The organism is Paenibacillus spongiae, assembly GCF_024734895.1.
GTDB classification, from domain to species: Bacteria; Bacillota; Bacilli; order Paenibacillales; family Paenibacillaceae; genus Paenibacillus_Z; species Paenibacillus_Z spongiae.
Window position 1 is genome coordinate 1,169,616 of record NZ_CP091430.1, and the last position, 16,981, is coordinate 1,186,596.

Consider the following 16,981-nt stretch of genomic DNA (forward strand, 5'->3'; position numbering starts at 1 on the left):
CTTAAAATTAAGCATATTGAACACGAGATAATAATAAGCGAGTTGGATACATTTTGTCAAGCAGCTAACAATAAGTTAGTTCAATTTATATTTAAAGTGTACCATGATGAAGATAAATTCGACACTATGATGTTTAGAATTTTTATCAGACATTCATATAAGCAATAAAATCTATTGCAAAATTAACCTATACTAGCATATACTACAAAATGAGATGTCGAAATATGTAATAATATGTCGAATAAACCACCTCTTATGTTATTTACAGCAGAACAAATAGGAATCGGTATACAATAATCTACTATTCTTTATCGTCAGAAAAAAACGGAAAGTAAAGCGGCTATTATTATTCTTTTGTTAAAGGTGCGCGAGCACGAGTTTCATCAAGAGAGGTGGATGGCATGAATCATTCGGCACATGAGCAGTATGTCGAGTTTGGCGTCGGAGAAGAAAACTATGCAATCCAAATATCGGATGTGCACGAAATTATTAAAATGCAGGATATAACAGATATTCCCAACTGTCCCTATTATGTGGAGGGTGTGATCAATCTTCGGGGGCGGATCGTTCCGATTATCAGCTTGCGCAGCTTATTCGCGATCGGGGAAGAGCCTTTCACCAAGACGACGCGGATCGTGGTCGTCCACCATAAGGACGATTCGGTCGGCATCATTGTCGACCGCGTGAATCAAGTCGCGGTCTATGCGGATATTCAAACGCCTCCAGAACGCGTAGGCGGCATAAGCGAGACTTATTTTGTCGGAATCGGCATCGCTGCAGCAGGACTGGTAGGGATATTAAAGCTGGATGAAGTGCTGATCAGAGAATAAGGGGGGGAGGTTCATTGCTCGATTTATCGGAATTTCGATCCGTCTATTTAGAAGAACTCGATGAACAGATTCAGATTATGGAAGAAGAGCTGCTTCGCGTTGAGAAAGCCGGCTCTGCGGAAAACGGGATTCAACGTTTGTTTCGGGCGGCCCATACGTTGAAGGGCTCCTCGGCAGCGATGGGATTTTTCAAGATGAAATCCTTAACGCATGAGATGGAGCATCTGCTCGACAAAGTCCGAAATAACGAGCTCCAAATGACGGACAGGCTGACGGTCTTATTCTTTCAAAGCGTTGATCTGATGAAGATTCTCCAGCAGGAAATTGTTCAGCATAATCAGGAAATGTCGGATATTCATGCGATGACACTGCTGCTTGCCAACTATATGCATGAACATGAACATGAGCAATTGCAAGTTCAAGAGGCTCCTCATTCATCTAAGCTAGTCCCCCGTTCCGCAGCGAAAGCAAACGAACTGCTCTCCCGTCTAGAAGCGGCTTCCAGCTCAGGAGTGCAGTTCAAATGGGTCAAATTCACGCTTGCTGCGGACTGCGGGATGAAGCAGGCGAGAATGAAGCTGATTGAGATGAGCGTGTGTGAAACGGCTGATTTATTCTGTACGATTCCGGATCTGTCCGCCGAGTGGGATGAACCGGATAATCATAGGCAGCTTGATTGCTTGATTGGGTGCCCGCTCACGACCGAAGAGCTTGCGGCCCGGCTGGAAGGACTGTCGGAGGTTGAAGGTATCGAAATTCAGGAATGCGGAATGGAGCAGCTTCAAAGTGAACTGTCCCCGAAAAAGGAAGCCGTCTTGCAGGAACCCGCAGAACCTGTAATCGGGGACAAGACGAAGGCGCAGACGATCCGGGTCAATGTGGACCGGCTGGAGCATCTGATGAACCTGGTGGGGGAGCTGCTCATTGATCAGACGCGGATGCAGCAGCTGGACAAAGATTTTCGGCAGCAATTCGGCTCGAATGAAGCCACGCAGGAGCTGGAGCAGCTGTCGGATCATCTGCAGCGGACGATCGGCAATCTGCAGGAAAGTGTGATGAAGGTACGCATGTTGCCGATCGAGCAGCTGTTCGTCCGCTTTCCCCGGATGATCCGCGATCTATGCCGCACGCTCGGCAAAGAGGTGGAGCTGATCCTCGAAGGCGGCGATACGGAGCTGGACCGCACGCTGATCGAGGATCTGGGCGATCCGCTCATCCATATTATCCGCAATGCGGTCGATCATGGGATCGAGTCACCCGAGGTTAGACGAGAAGCGGGCAAGCCCGCCAAGGGTACGCTTCGCATCAACGCCGCCCATGAGGACAACCAGGTGATGATTACGATTGAAGATGACGGTGCAGGCATTCATGCCGATAAGATTCTACGGTCGGCGGCGGCCAAGGGGATGATCAGTCAGACGGAAGCGGAATCGATGACCGAACGAGAAGCGGTCAACCTTATTTTTCACCCGGGGTTCTCGATGGCTTCCAAGGTTAGCGACATATCCGGCAGAGGAGTAGGCATGGATATCGTTCGTACTGATATCGAACGGATGAACGGCTTGATCGAGATTGTCACGGAGAAAGGCAAAGGGACGATATTCAAGATCCGGCTCCCGCTGACACTTGCCATCATTACGGGTCTATTGGTCCAGCTTAGCGGCAGAACCTTCGTCCTTCCGATGACCAATGTGACCGAAATTGTCCGCATCGATCCGGCCATGATCAAGAAAGTGAAGGGAGTACCCGTCCTCTTCATCCGCAATCAGGTCATACCGATCGTATGGCTGCATGATCATTTCGGTTACGAGCGGTCAGACCATACCAAAAAGCATATTCCAATTGTCATCATTGGACGCGCCGAGAAGCGGATCGCTCTGGCCGTCGATGAGCTGCTGGGCAATCAGGAGGTCGTCATTAAATCGTTAGGCTCATTTATCGGGAAGGTAGAAGGCATTTCGGGAGCGACGATTCTCGGCAATGGTAAGCTGGCGCTGATTCTGGAAGCCGGAAGCATTATCAAGATGAACATAAACAGCTATTGAAGAAATCCTTATTATAACCAACAAGAGGTGAAGGACATGTCCTGGTTTTATAATTTGAAAACGAGCGTAAAGCTCGTCGCTTCGTTCTTGATCTTATCCATGGTCATGATATTTGTCGGTCTATACGGTATGAGCAATCTCAAGAATTTAAACAATAATCTGACGGATATGTACGACAATAATCTTCTGCCGGTTTCCTATCTGATACAGACGAATGCGGATTTAAATGAGATGCGCGTGATCATCAGAGACTTGTATATCCATAAGAATCCGGAGAAGAGAGCAGCGAACGTCGAGAGCTATAAAAACGTGAAGAACAAGATCGAGCAGCAAATGGATAAATTCAACAATACCGTCCTTAGCGACAATTCCAAGCAGGCAATGCAAGCCTATGACGGCCTATGGAAAAATTATAACGACATCTATGAGAAAGCGGTCGATCTTAGTTTTGTCGGACAGGAGGCCGAGATGCTCCAGCTTATGACGGAAGATTTGCCTAAAGCGGGTGGCGAGATACGGGCGCTAATCGAGAAGCTTGTCCAATATAATATCGATGAAGCCAACCAATTCAATAGAGATGGAAAAGCCTTGTACAAGTCATCGAACATCATTACGATTTCCATTGTTATAGCGGCTACGATCCTATGCATCGTGTTCGGCACTATGATCGCAAGGATTATATCAAGACCGTTGAACAAGGTTATGAACGTAGTCGGCAAAGTAGCCGAAGGCGATCTCAATGAACGGCTCAATATCCGCACCAAGGATGAGATTGGGCACTTGGCCAGATCGGTCGACGGGATGGTCGATAATCTGCGCCGGATCGTCGGCAGCATCCTCCATTCTTCCGAGAACGTATCGGCTGCTTCTCAGCAGATTTATGCCAGCACCGAGGAGATTGCCAGCGGAAACGCGAGCCAGGCGGATGCTGCGCAAGCAATCAACGAGCTGTTCAGCGACTTGTCCTCCGCGATCCATTCGGTAGCGCAGAATACGGAGGCGGCTTCCGAGTTGTCCAATACTACGGTGACGGTAGCGCGAGAAGGCAGTGACGTCATCCAATCCTCTGCGGAAAGCATGAATGCGGTGAGCACGCAAATGTCCAGACTTGAGGAGGATTCGCAGCGCATCGGGGAAATTATCGAGGTGATCGAGGACATTGCGGATCAGACCAATTTGCTGGCCTTGAATGCGGCGATCGAAGCGGCCCGCGCCGGCGAGCAGGGACGCGGCTTCGCGGTGGTCGCCGACGAGGTCCGCAAGCTTGCGGAACGAAGCGGCGATGCGACGAAGCAAATTGCGGGCATTATTAAGGGCATGCAGGACAACACGCGGATGAGCGTCAATGCCGTGCAGGAAAGCGTCCGCTTCTCCCGCCAGACGGAAGATGCCTTCCGTAAAATCGTAACGATGGTTAACGATTCCGGGCATATGGTGATGGAGATTGCCGCCGCCAGCGAAGAGCAAGCTGCCCAAGCTTCGTCCGTTATTTTGGCGGTAGAGAATATTTCCGCCGCAACGGAAGAAAATGCTGCGAGCAGCGAGGAGACGGCCGCCACGGCGCAGTCACTTGCGAAGCTTTCGGAGGAGCTTCAGAACGCCGTATCCATCTTCAAAATCAACGACGCGAGGTAAGCATCTGTAACGAAAATGTTATGCTGCGACCGTTCCCTGAGATCTGCAGGGAGCGGTCGTTTTCACTTTTTTCTCTCGAGCGGGCTGTAGGCCTCGTATAATAGCTGCGGTATTTCGCAATGGACAACGGCAGTCGGTCTGTTATAATAAATAAAAATTGGAAGAAGGGAGGGAGATATCCATCATGATGAAGGTCGATCACCATGCTCCTGGCTTTAAATACATAAGGTGGTTCTATTTGATGCTAATGATCATGATGATAGCTGCAGTCCAAATTCTTCCTCCTAAAAAAATGGCTTCAGCGGCCGGCGGACATGTGTATTACGTATCCATCGACGGCAACGACAGTCATTCAGGCTCCATAGACTCCCCTTGGCGAACGATTCAGAAGGCGGCCGATACCGTCGTTGCCGGAGACACCGTCATTGTCAGAGGCGGCATATATAAGGAGTTCGTGAAGATCAGAACATCCGGCTCCAAAAGCCAAGGCTATATTACGTTCCAGGCTTATCCGGGCGAGAAGCCGGTCATCGACGGTTCGGAGCTTGCGATTTCAAGCGGCAAGAGCGCATTGATCAGTCTATCGGACGTCAGCTATATCATCGTGGACGGCTTCGAGCTTCGGAATCTGTCGACTGCCAGCAGCTCGGAATATCCGGCCGCCATAAAAGTGCAGAAGAGCGGCAGCGACATCCATATTCTTAATAATGACGTCCATCATATCGTGAACAGCTCCAGCAGAGGCAACGCTCACGGGATCTTGGTGTATGGCAGCTCGACTGAGCCGTTGACGAATATCCGCATTAGCGGAAACGAGGTTCATCATTTAATAACAGGCTCGAGCGAGTCGGTTACGGTTAACGGTAATGTGGACGGTTTCTCTGTGGACAATAACATCGTACACGACAATAACAACATTGGCATCGATATTGCCGGTTTCTACGGTGCATGCGCAAACCCGTGCACAGACCAGGCGCGCAATGGCACGGTATCGGGCAATACCGTTTATAATATCGATTCGTACGTGAATCCGGCCTATAATCAGTCCAATTCCGCCCCGGGCATATATGCGGATGGTTCGGCCAATGTCGTCATCGAGTTGAACCATATCTATGCGAGCGACTTCGGGATCAGCATCGGAAGCGAGAATACGGGCAAGAATACGAGCGGTATTATCGTCCGCAATAATTACATCCATCATAATGAAAATGCGGGCATCGTCATGGGCGGCTCGGGTTTATCGAATGGCGGAGCGGTAGATAACAAGATTATTAACAATACGATCGTCGAGAATGATACCTGGAATCGAGGGTTTGGCGAGATCGCGTTACAGCAGCATACGTACAACAATATCATTTCGAATAATATTTTTTACAGCAGCGAGGGGAAAACCTTCGTGCAAAAATTAAATCAAAGCGGTTCAGGCAACATTAGCGATTACAACCTATACTATAAACCGGATGGGGAAAATGGAAGCCCATGGTATTGGAGCGGAACCAAATACCGTTCATGGAGCGAATATAAGAAAGCGACGGGCTTCGATGCGAATTCCCTATTTGCAGATCCGATGTTCGTGAATAAATCGAACCAGGATGTTCATCTGCGGAGCGGATCGCCGGCGATAGACAGAGGATCGAATGACCTGTCATTTGGCATGCATGATTTCGACGGCAATGCAAGAATAACAGGGGGAACGGTGGACATCGGTGCCTACGAGTTCTTGGCGGGCACTACGCCGGAACCAACACCGGAGCCAACGCCAGAACCGACACCGGAACCGGGTCCGGCCCCTGGGAACGGAACCATTAAGATTGATGGCGATATATCGGATTGGAGCGATATTCCGGCGTTAAGTGAAGGCCGTTCCAATGTACAGCGTATTAAAGCACTTGCTGCCGGCGCTAATCTGAAAGTGCTGGTTACGGGAACGCTGCTGGAAGAGAAGGGCCAACTATATATCGAATCGGATGGCAGCGCGGAAACGGGCTTTCAGGCGCCTTTCTGGAGCAGCAGCGGAATCGACTACCTGCTGGAGAACGGGATTTTATACAAGTATAGCGGAACCGGCGGAACGAATTGGTCCTGGCAGGAAGTGAAAGTGTATAAAGGAACCTCTAATTTCGTTCGCACGAATACGGTGATCGAGGCATCGCTAGCGCTGGCGGATATGGGGATCAGGCAAGGCGGGACGTTCCGTATGGGCTACGTATGGAAGGACTCGGCCGAGCATAAGCTCCCCAGTACGAGAGAGCTCATCACGTACGAGATCCCGCTTCCGCCGCAGCCGGCGCCTCCGTTATTCACGATTGACGGCAGTAAGGCGGATTGGGAAGGAACGGCTGCGCTCCGAACCGGCAGCTCCAATCCAAGAACGTTAAAAGCCGCCAACGACAAAGAAAACTTGTATGTCCTTGTTGAAGGCAGCAAGCTGTCCAGCAAAACGCAATTTTACCTGGATACGGACAACAGCGGCACGAGCGGCTATAAGGCCTCTTATTGGAGCGGAGGCGGAGCGGATTATTTGATCGAGAACGGAACGCTGTACCAATATTCTGGCGACGGCAAGAATTGGTCCTGGAAGAAAGTGATCGCGCTGAAATCCATCGCCGGCTACATTGTGAATGAAGAGCTGGCGGAAGCATCGATCCCGCTTAAGACTCTGAATATCTCGCCTGGGGCTACGATTGGAGTTTGTATCGTCCTTAATGATTCCAAAGCCACACAGCTGCCGGCAAGCGGGGCAATGGCATCGTATACGTTGAAATAAATACAGGAAATAACCACTAACCAAATCTCGATACCTCGGGATTGAGTCTCTTCGGAGCTCGATTCCAACAGGTATCGGGATTTTTTTGTTGTCCATTCGCAAGGTGCACGTCGAACCCCCGAAGATTCGACGAATTGCGCAGGCCAAAGTGTAAAACGTATCGAGTTTTGTTAAATTTTGTTCAGAAATTGTTCAGAACGTGATGCTATAGTTAGATTTTATTGTAAATAGTTGCAATATTTTGTCTATAGATGGGGTGATAGCAATGAAGGTTCTCATAACGGGCGGGTATGGTTTTATAGGCTCTCATGTTGCCGATCGGTTTCATAAAGAGGGATATGAAGTCTATATCATCGATAACCTGACGACCGGGAAGCTTGAAAATGTGACATTCAAGCATAAGGGGTATCATTTAGCGGTTGAGGATTCGAAATGCGAGGAGATTTTTCAAGCCAATCAATTTGACACCGTCGTTCACCTAGCGGCGCAAGCGAGCGTGAATACAAATCCCCAGTTGGATTCCGAGTCCAATGTGTTAGGTCTGGTGAACATCTTGAATTTGTCACAGAAATTCAAGGTGAAGAAGTTTGTTTTCGCTTCGTCTGCCGCTGTGTACGGAACCAATGAGCAGCTGCCGCTGACCGAAGAAGCGGAATGCGATCCGATCTCGCCGTACGGGATCAGCAAATGGGTGGGCGAATCGTACTGCTTGAAGTGGCAGGAGCTGTATGGGCTGGATACGGCCTGCTTCCGGTTCTCGAATGTATACGGACCGCGTCAAAGCTCTTCCGGCGAGGGTGGCGTCATTTCCATTTTCATGAACAGAGTACTATCGGAGCAGCAGCTGTACGTGTTCGGCGATGGGAATCAAACAAGAGATTTTATATATGTGGAGGATGTCGCGGACGCAATATTCAGGATGTCCTATTCCAATCTGTCGGGCATCTACAACCTCTCGACGAATAAGGCGTGCAGCGTTAATGCCATCATCGAGACGATCGGCGGCCTGCATGCCGTCAAAGGGGTTACCTATACCGACAAGAGGCCCGGCGATATTACCCATTCCATACTCGACAACGCCAGAGTAAAGCATGAACTCGATTGGGCGCCTATGTACGGCATTGAGGAAGGGCTTCAGCGGACATACGGCTGGTTCGAACAGAAGCACGGCGAGCTTGAAAGTGCGGCTTCATCGATGGTTGAGTCCAAGCCGTCTGCAGCGAAGCAGTGGCTAAAAAAATATATGCCGTATGGGGAAAATCTGCTGGCCTTTATTCTGACGGCATGGCTGTCTCTTACTCAAATCACGAATGATTACAGCGCGATCGACATCAAGCTCTTCTACATTACGATTATTGGCATTATGTACGGGAGCAGGCAATCGATCCTGGCGGTTGTATTGTCGATCGGCTTATTTGTCTATCAGAAACTGCTGGACGGCCGGGAGTTTATATCTCTGCTCTATGATACGGACGTTTTCTTCCAGATTGCAATCTATTTGTTTATCGGGCTCGTGGTCGGCTATGCGATCGAGAGGAAGAATGCCATCATCCAGGCGACGGCACGAACGAAGGATGAATTGGAAGAGCGTTACGATTTTCTAAACGGCATGTACAGAGAAGTCCGCGAGGTCAAAGACGAGCTGCAGCTCCGTATTCTAAACAGCGGCGACAGCTTCGGGAAGATCTATTCCATTACGAAGGAGCTCGAAAGTCTGGAGCCGGAAACGGTGTTCAATTCTACCGTGAACGTCGTGAAATCGATTATGGCCGTCGAATCGGTAGCCATCTATTCGGTTAATCCATACGGAACTTACATGCGGATGATTGCGCATTCCAATGATTATGCCGGACAAGCAGCCAAATCGTTAAGAGTGGATGAACATTCCAGCATGCAGTGGGTGCTGCGGGAAGGGAATGTATTCGTCAACAAGGAGCTGGACAGCAGCGCTCCGCTCATGATCGCTCCAATCTTCTATAACGGTGAAATCAAAGCGGTCATTACCATTGACGGCATGGCATTCCATAAATTCTCCCTCTACTATCAGAACTTGTTCAAAGTCACGTCAGAGCTTGTTTCATCCGCGCTTACACGGGCATTCGCGTATATCGAGGCAACCGAGAGCCAGCGTTACGTAACGGGGACACCGATCTTGCGCAAGGAAGCGTTCGCGTCAATTCTGGAAAGCAAGCGCCTGGCGAGGATGAACCACAGCACTCCTTATCTGGTGCTGATTTCGGCGGACGGCACGCTTGGCGTCGAGGATTATTCCGAGAAGATCGCCGGCATGCTGCGGGAGACGGATTATATCGGTTTGAATGAGGATGAGGAAATCGTCATTCTGCTGTCCAATACGGGTGAAGAGGATGCGGGTCATGTCTTGAACCGGTTTGCCAGCCGCGGCTTGCCTCTGCATATCGTTGAAGCGGAGCTCCAACATGATTAGCCTTGCATTCGGCATCTATATCCTGCTATCGGCTGTTATATTAGGCATGTTATATCGGCAATCGCCCAGAGAGTGGCTCCTTCGGATGGTTGTCGTCACGGTGTTTCCCGTTATCGGGTGGCTGTTTCCCTTGTTCTGGCCAAGAAGGCTGTTTAAGGATGCCGGCGGCAAGCTCGATGATTATATTGCCGCTCAACAGAAGGAAATGTCGGTACAGCACTTAGGCATATATTCGAAGCTTGAAACCGAGAAGGAACTGAACGTCTTGTCGATTGAGGAGGCGCTGCTCGTCAGCGAGCATAGCACGCGCCGGAAGGTCATGATCGATGTTCTTAAGCAGGATGCGATCAATTATTTGGAGATCCTGCAAACAGCGGTCAGCAATGAGGATACGGAGACCTCCCACTATGCTGTAAGTGCGATTATGGAAGTCAAGCGCAAGCTGACGCTATCGCTGCAGGAGCTCTCCGTTCAATATGAGAACAACAAAGAAGACGTGCATGTGCTTAGCGCGTATGCCGATGTGCTGAAGGGCTACTTGCGGAGCGGATTTCTCGATGACCGTACCCTTCGCAAATATAAATTTATCTATCTCGGCGTGCTTGAGCGGTACACCGGGATCGCCGAGAATGCCTGTGAAGCTTTCGTGGACAAGGTAGATCTGGAGCTTGAACTGAAGCGGTACGCGGAAGCGGAAGAAACCTGCCGCGTGTTCGAGCAGCGATATTCGCATATCGAGGAGGTTTATCTCTGTTATCTGAAGGTATACTTCACCATTAAATCCGCCGAGAAGCTGCAGCACACGTTCTCGAAACTCAAGAAGTCGCCGCTGAAACTTTCTAACCATGCATTGACATTGGTCAGGTTCTGGTCGGAAGGAGCTTAGAATGAATAAAGAAGTACGATTTACGAGAAATGTATACGTTATTCTCATCGCCATCTTGGTATTAGCCGGCATTATTCAGATCGCGCGTTCCGAATACGTGCTGAAGTTCAAACAGAACAGCGATCTGCTGGAACAGCGGGATATCTTGCTGACCGCTGCCAAGAAGGAAGACAAGAGCTTCATAACCGGTGCACCGTATTGTATTCTCTATTCCTCCGGGTATGAGTACAGCCGGTTAATGAAGAATAATGCGCAGAAGATGCTTCAGTATATGCAGAAGCCCGTCCATGAAGTGGACATCAACAATGAGGCATTCGATCCGAAAGGCTGCCAAACGGTCGTGATCGCACTCGAGACATTGCCTGACAGCCTTGATGTGGACAGCCTTGTTGATTACGTTCATAACGGCGGATATGTATTCGTGATGAGCGCCCTTGAAGCCAATCATCAATATCAGCTCTTATACCGCAAGCTGGGGGTTACTTCATTCGGGGATCCCTTTTTGACGACAGGCATTAAACTGACCTCTAATGTGCTGATTGGCGAGAGTAACTTGGTCATGAAGGATGATTTTATAGCCAATTCTTCCAATGCGGTCGAGCTCGACAGCTCGGCGCAGCTGCTCGCAGAAACGAACGAGGGCACGCCGCTTCTTTGGAAACATGAATACGGACAAGGCGCTTTCATGATGTTTAACGGGACGATGCTGACGGAGAAAATCAACCGAGGCATTATAGCGGGGGCAATCAGCTTATTAGAGCCGGATTTTATCTACCCCGTCTTCAATTCTAAATTGTTCTATATCGATGATTTTCCATCTCCGATCAAGAAGGGGATCGAGCCTGCTATCTATGAGGCATATCAGCGAGATATACCGACATTCTTCAAGGATATATGGTGGCCGGACATGCTGAAAGCCGCCAAAAATTACGGCGTCAAATACACGACAGGTCTTATTCAAACCTATCACGACGAAGTGGAGCCGCCGTTTCAATATCCGATTGACGAAGACCGGTACGGATTGATTACGTTCGGACGGGAAGTTATCAAGAGCGGGGGGGAAATCGGCCTGCACGGTTATAATCATCAATCCTTGCAAACGAGCAAGAAAATCGCGGATTATTACGGGTACAATCCTTGGGGCGATCGGACGAACATGGAGAGGTCCATCAAGGAAGTCATCGATTTTACGAGCCGTTCCTTCCCGAGCTACAAACTGATGTCCTATATCCCGCCATCGAATGTGCTTGGCCCGGAAGGGCGGCAAGCATTGAAGGCGGCTTGGCCGGATCTAACGGTGATCTCGTCGTTATATAACGAGGACACGGAAGGACGGGCTTATGTTCAGGAATTTGAAATCGCCGATGACGGCGTTCTCGAGATGCCCCGCGTCACATCGGGTTACTTCGAAAGAGCGTATGATCGCTGGGCGGAAGCCAATACCGTCACATCGCACGGCTTTTTCTCTCATTTCTTTCATCCCGATGACGTTCTTGATAAAGAGCGCAGCAATTTCTTGACCTGGAAAGAGCTCTATGAGCAATATACGCAGAATCTCAACCGCCTTCAGCGAACGTACCCTTGGCTTAGAGCGGTGACCTCGACGGATGGCGCGCTGGATATGGGCAGAACGCTGATTTCAAGCGTGAACTGGAAGAAGGATAAGAACAGCATCGCGGGTGAAATTCATAATTTTCAAGGTCATGATCTGTATTACATCTTAAGAACGGACCGCAAGATTACGAAGCAAGTGAATTGCACGGTCAAGAAAATAGACACCCATACATTTCTTGTCACGGCGCATCAATCAAAATTTGCAATTGGATTAGGCGGGTAGCGGCATGAGAATATGTATTATCGCAGAGGGGTCATATCCCTACATAACGGGCGGCGTTTCGAGCTGGATACACTCGATCATCACACAGATGCCATCCACGGAATTCATTATTTTTGCCATCGCCGCCCAAAGCTCGCAGCAAGGGCAGTTCAAGTACGAGCTGCCTCCGAATGTCGTTGAGGTAAAGGAAATCTTCCTGGATGCCTATCTCTTCGAGGAAAGCGATTGGGGAAGCCGGTTCCGTCTTTCCGCCGCCAAGAAGCGTGACGTACGCGCGCTTCTCGGGGGAGAGGAAGAGATTGTGTGGTCCAATATATTCGACTTATTGCGCAGCAATCAATTCCGTCAGGCGTCCGACTTCTTATTGAGCAAGGATTACTTCGATATTCTCGAAGAGCTGTGTCAGACCAAATATAACCTGGTGCCGTTTACGGAAATGTTCTGGACGGTGCGCTCCATGATCCTGCCGCTGCTATTAACGCTGCGGCATGAGATTCCGAAGGCCGATGTGTACCACAGCGTATCGACGGGATATGCAGGCGTAATCGGGGCACTGGCCAAGCATGTTCACGGGAGTCCGTTCCTTCTCACCGAGCATGGCATTTATTCGCGGGAGCGGGAAGAAGAGATCATTAAGGCGGACTGGGTGAAGGGGTATTTCAAGGACCTGTGGATTGAATACTTCTATAGGCTGTCCGGCTGCGCGTATGAGGCTGCGGATCAAGTCATCACCTTGTTTAACCTGAATAAAAAAATTCAGATTGAGCTGGGGTGCAGCCCTGACAAGATCAGCGTCATTCCCAACGGAGTAAACAGCGATGACTATGCCGCCCTGACTCCGGCACCAAAGGACGGCAAAATCCGGATCGGAGCTATTGTGCGTGTCGTGCCGATTAAGGACATTAAGACGATGCTTCAAAGCTTCGCCTTAATCAAGAAAGAAGTACCGCAAGCTGAGCTTATTATTATGGGCCCGCTTGAAGAGGATCCGGAATACTACGAAGAATGCTTGCAGATGATCGAAGCTCTTGAAGTCCGGGATGTCCGGTTTACCGGCTCCGTCCGGGTGAAGGATTACCTGGGACAGATGGATGTGCTCATGCTGACCAGTATCAGTGAAGGGCAGCCGCTCGCCATACTGGAGGGCATGGCTTGCGCCAAGCCTTTCGTGGCCACCAATGTGGGCAGCTGCAGGGAGCTGCTGGAAGGCCCGGACGACGGGATCGGCCCTGCCGGATTCATCGCGCCGGTTATGCACTACGAGCAGATTGCCAATGCGGTCATCAAGCTGTGCAAGGACGAGCAGCTTCGCGAGTCGATGGGGCGCAACGCCCGCGAACGCGTGAAGAAGTATTACAAGCACGAGGAAGTTATAACGGGCTATCACGATTTATATCAATCGCTGGGGAGGAGAGCATAGATGGCAGGGATCGGATTCGAGCTGCGCAAGTTATTTCAAGGGCAAGGATTAATCAATCATGTCCGTGCCTATGCCTACTCCTCCTTAACGACGATTGGGCCGATGATTCTATGTATGTTTCTGATCATTGCGCTCCAAAGGATGATGTCCTCGAATGATGCGAGTTATTTGGAGTGGGAGCTGTATATCGCAACGGTAACCTATTGCTTTATCTTCTCCATCGTTATTACGAGCGGTATCTCCATGGTACTGACCCGCTTCTTGGCCGACATGCTTTATCAGAAGAAATTCGATCATATGCTATCTTCCTTCTACGGAGCGCTTATAGTCAGTTTGCCGCTTGGCGGCCTGGCCGCGTGGATCTTCCTGCAGGGTGTTACGGCAAGCACCGGGTATAAGATCGGGGCCTATCTCTTCTTCATGGAGCTTATTATCATCTGGATTCAGAGCGTTTACTTATCTGCGCTGAAGGATTATGTACGCATTGTCCGCAGCTTTGCGATCGGTGTGGTTGCGGCGCTGGCTTCGGGCTGGCTCTTATTTTCCTTTACGGAGCTTCAATCCACCACGGCAGCTCTTTTATCCATTGATGTCGGCTTTTTTGTCATATGCACGATGTCGATGCAACACTTTAAACAAATGTTTCCGGGATCGAAGAGCAAGCTGTTCTTTTCGTTTCTTTCGTATTTCAAGAAATATCCGGCGCTCTTCTTTACAGGATGCTTCATGTACGCGGGGGTGTACATTCATAATTTCATCTATTGGTTCGGTCCGGACGGGAGAGAAATCGCGAATCAATATCTCATTATGCCGATCTATGATTTGCCTGTCTTCTACGCGTTTCTGTCGGTAGTGCCGTCGCTCGTCCTGTTCGTCGTTTCGATTGAAACGTCTTTCTACGAGAAGTTTCGCGTTTATTACCTTCAGGTGCTTGACGGGGGGACGCTTCAGGAAATCAATAAAGCGAAGAAAGCGATGCAGCGCACATTAATCCGGGAGATCGGATTTTTAATGGAAGTTCAATTGCTATTCACCGTCCTGTCGATCGCGATCGGCATGAAGCTGCTGCCGAAAATCGGGTTTACGATGGCGCAACTGGATGTGTTCATCGTCCTCGTATTGGGCTATTTCCTCTTTATTATGATGTTTGTATTTCTGCATATTCTTATGTACTTCGATGACCGGAAAGGCGTCCTTGGCATCAGCGGCCTATTCGTTCTGATGAGCGCGGGATTCACGTATTGGACGATGATGCGGGGAGACGACGGTCTCGGGATGTTTATTGCGGCATTCACGGGTCTGGCCGCTGTTATTCTCCGGCTGCTGTACGTGCTGCGCAATATTGATTACTTTACGTTCTGCTCGCAGCCGCTCATGACGAAGGGGAAGGTGCCGATGACGAAAACGCCGATTGTCAAATCATCTACGGTATTGTCCACTATGATTGTTATGGCTTTACTGCTGTCCGCTTGCTCAAGCGAAGCCACCGATAATAAGGAAGGAAAGACCGCCGAGGTCGGTGCACCCGTTACGGCAGCCGCTCCCAGTGACGGTCTGACGGAAGACAAGCGCATCTATGACCGGGATGAGGACGGATCTCTGAAGGCCTTATACATCACGATCCTGCCAGATAAGAAGGATAACGAACAGCCGGTTAATTGGTACGCGCTAAACCGCATGACGGACCGTTATAGCGAAGAGAACCTGGAGGTCATCGTTCAGGAAGGCAAAACGGGCGGCAGCGGACCGGCGCAAGGCGAGTTCGGCTATGGCCAAACGAGCGCGAATGCCAAAATAAGCTTGAGGGGTAATACGGCGCGGTATGCCTCGCAGAAGTCTTATAAAATTAAACTCTATGACGATGCCGGACTTTGGCAGAATCAGCGGACGCCCAATCTCAACAAGCATATTATGGATCTGTCCAGATTGAGAAACAAACTGAGCTTTGATTTAATGGAGACGATTCCGGATATGACGAGCTTGCGGACGCAGTTCGTTCAGCTCTATGTCAAGGACCTGTCGGAAGGGGGCGCCAATGCGGCCTATCAGGATTACGGCTTATATACGCATATTGAACAGCCGAACGAGATGTTTCTGAAATCGCATTGGCTTGATCCGAACGGCAATTTGTACAAGGTTACGTTCTTCGAATTCCAGCGCTATCCCGAGCAGATTAAGTCGCATAACGACCCCGCCTATGACAAGAAAGCCTTCGAGACCATTCTTGAAATTAAAGGCCGGGAAGAACACGATAAATTAATCAGCATGCTGGATGACTTGAATAATATGCAAATTCCGATCGATGATGTCGTCGAAAAGCATTTCGATCTCGAGAATTTGCTGACGTGGACTGCCATGAACATTCTGATGGACAATATGGACACCGATGCTAACAACTTTTACTTATACTCGCCTCTGAATTCGGATAAATGGTATTTTATGCCTTGGGATTATGACGGAGGCTGGGAGCTTCAAAGAAAGAAGAATGATATCCATCTGTATCAGAATGGGCTTAGCAACTATTGGGCGAATACGCTGCATAACCGCTATTTCCGCACGCAGGAGCATATTCAGCAGCTGACCGATAAGATTGAGGAGCTCTCGCAGAAATATATTAATAAGGATACCGTCGCCAAGCAAATTGACAAATACCGGGAGACAGTCAAGCCGTACTTGTACAGGCATCCGGATATTCAATTTTTGCCGGGAGTAAATAAAGACCTCGATAAAGAGCTGGAGCTCTTAATTAATACGCCGGAACGAGGTAAGCAGCGGTATCTGGATGATCTCGAGAAGCCAAGGCCGTTCTTCCTTCATGATGTCGAATTCGACGGCGATAAATTAAACTTGGCATGGGATATCTCGTATGATTTTCAAGGCGAAGACCTCACATATGATCTCGCAGTCGCCAAAGACCCACTATTTACGCAGGTCGTGGCGGAGAAGAAAGGACTTCAACTCAACAGCGTTTCAATCAATGCGCTGAAATCGGGCACCTATTACTGGAAGGTAATTGCCCGGGATTCTAGCGGGCATGAGCAGGTTGCATTCGATTATTACTTGAACGAAGAAGGCGACTATTACTACGGGCTGAGAGAATTTGAGGTGGAGTAGC

Annotated in this window: 9 protein-coding genes; all 9 read left to right on the forward strand. The window is 49.5% G+C overall.

Annotated features, from left to right (window positions below; all coding sequences use genetic code 11):
* The first annotated feature begins 401 nt into the window (after nucleotides 1-401).
* Nucleotides 402-830 carry a chemotaxis protein CheW gene (locus L1F29_RS05270; RefSeq protein ID WP_258387315.1) on the forward strand — a complete coding sequence of 143 codons (429 nt, stop codon included), beginning with the start codon at nucleotides 402-404 and terminating at the stop codon, nucleotides 828-830.
* Between the two features lie 14 nt (nucleotides 831-844).
* Nucleotides 845-2,875: a chemotaxis protein CheA gene (locus tag L1F29_RS05275; protein ID WP_258387316.1), complete on the forward strand. Its 2,031-nt coding sequence runs from the start codon at nucleotides 845-847 to the stop codon at nucleotides 2,873-2,875.
* A gap of 36 nt (nucleotides 2,876-2,911) precedes the next feature.
* Complete coding sequence (locus L1F29_RS05280; protein ID WP_258387317.1) at nucleotides 2,912-4,510, forward strand: methyl-accepting chemotaxis protein; 1,599 nt, start codon at nucleotides 2,912-2,914, stop codon at nucleotides 4,508-4,510.
* A 184-nt stretch (nucleotides 4,511-4,694) separates the two neighbouring features.
* Nucleotides 4,695-7,277, forward strand: coding sequence for a right-handed parallel beta-helix repeat-containing protein (locus tag L1F29_RS05285; RefSeq protein WP_258387318.1), 2,583 nt, complete (start codon nucleotides 4,695-4,697; stop codon nucleotides 7,275-7,277).
* 265 nt (nucleotides 7,278-7,542) lie between these two features.
* Nucleotides 7,543-9,723: an NAD-dependent epimerase/dehydratase family protein gene (locus L1F29_RS05290; protein WP_258387319.1), complete on the forward strand. Its 2,181-nt coding sequence runs from the start codon at nucleotides 7,543-7,545 to the stop codon at nucleotides 9,721-9,723.
* Nucleotides 9,716-10,609 (forward strand): hypothetical protein, encoded by an 894-nt coding sequence (locus tag L1F29_RS05295; RefSeq protein WP_258387320.1) that lies wholly within the window; start codon nucleotides 9,716-9,718, stop codon nucleotides 10,607-10,609. The genes L1F29_RS05290 and L1F29_RS05295 overlap by 8 nt, the downstream gene beginning before the upstream one ends.
* 1 nt (nucleotide 10,610) lies before the next feature.
* Nucleotides 10,611-12,446, forward strand: a complete 1,836-nt coding sequence (locus tag L1F29_RS05300) for a DUF2194 domain-containing protein (protein ID WP_258387321.1) — start codon at nucleotides 10,611-10,613, stop codon at nucleotides 12,444-12,446.
* A 4-nt stretch (nucleotides 12,447-12,450) separates the two neighbouring features.
* On the forward strand, nucleotides 12,451-13,866 hold the full coding sequence (pelF, locus tag L1F29_RS05305; protein ID WP_258387322.1) for a GT4 family glycosyltransferase PelF: 1,416 nt from the start codon (nucleotides 12,451-12,453) through the stop codon (nucleotides 13,864-13,866).
* Nucleotides 13,867-16,980, forward strand: a complete 3,114-nt coding sequence (pelG, locus tag L1F29_RS05310; protein ID WP_258387323.1) for an exopolysaccharide Pel transporter PelG — start codon at nucleotides 13,867-13,869, stop codon at nucleotides 16,978-16,980.
* Nucleotide 16,981 lies beyond the last annotated feature (1 nt).

Bases quoted from the DNA above. Each gene is read 5' to 3' on its own strand.
- L1F29_RS05270 (WP_258387315.1), top strand. From the start codon at position 402: ATGAATCATTCGGCACATGAGCAGTATGTCGAGTTTGGCGTCGGAGAA.
- L1F29_RS05290 (WP_258387319.1), top strand. From the start codon at position 7,543: ATGAAGGTTCTCATAACGGGCGGGTATGGTTTTATAGGCTCTCATGTT.
- L1F29_RS05300 (WP_258387321.1), top strand. From the start codon at position 10,611: ATGAATAAAGAAGTACGATTTACGAGAAATGTATACGTTATTCTCATC.
- L1F29_RS05280 (WP_258387317.1), top strand. From the start codon at position 2,912: ATGTCCTGGTTTTATAATTTGAAAACGAGCGTAAAGCTCGTCGCTTCG.
- L1F29_RS05295 (WP_258387320.1), top strand. From the start codon at position 9,716: ATGATTAGCCTTGCATTCGGCATCTATATCCTGCTATCGGCTGTTATA.
- pelF (WP_258387322.1), top strand. From the start codon at position 12,451: ATGAGAATATGTATTATCGCAGAGGGGTCATATCCCTACATAACGGGC.
- pelG (WP_258387323.1), top strand. From the start codon at position 13,867: ATGGCAGGGATCGGATTCGAGCTGCGCAAGTTATTTCAAGGGCAAGGA.
- L1F29_RS05285 (WP_258387318.1), top strand. From the start codon at position 4,695: ATGATGAAGGTCGATCACCATGCTCCTGGCTTTAAATACATAAGGTGG.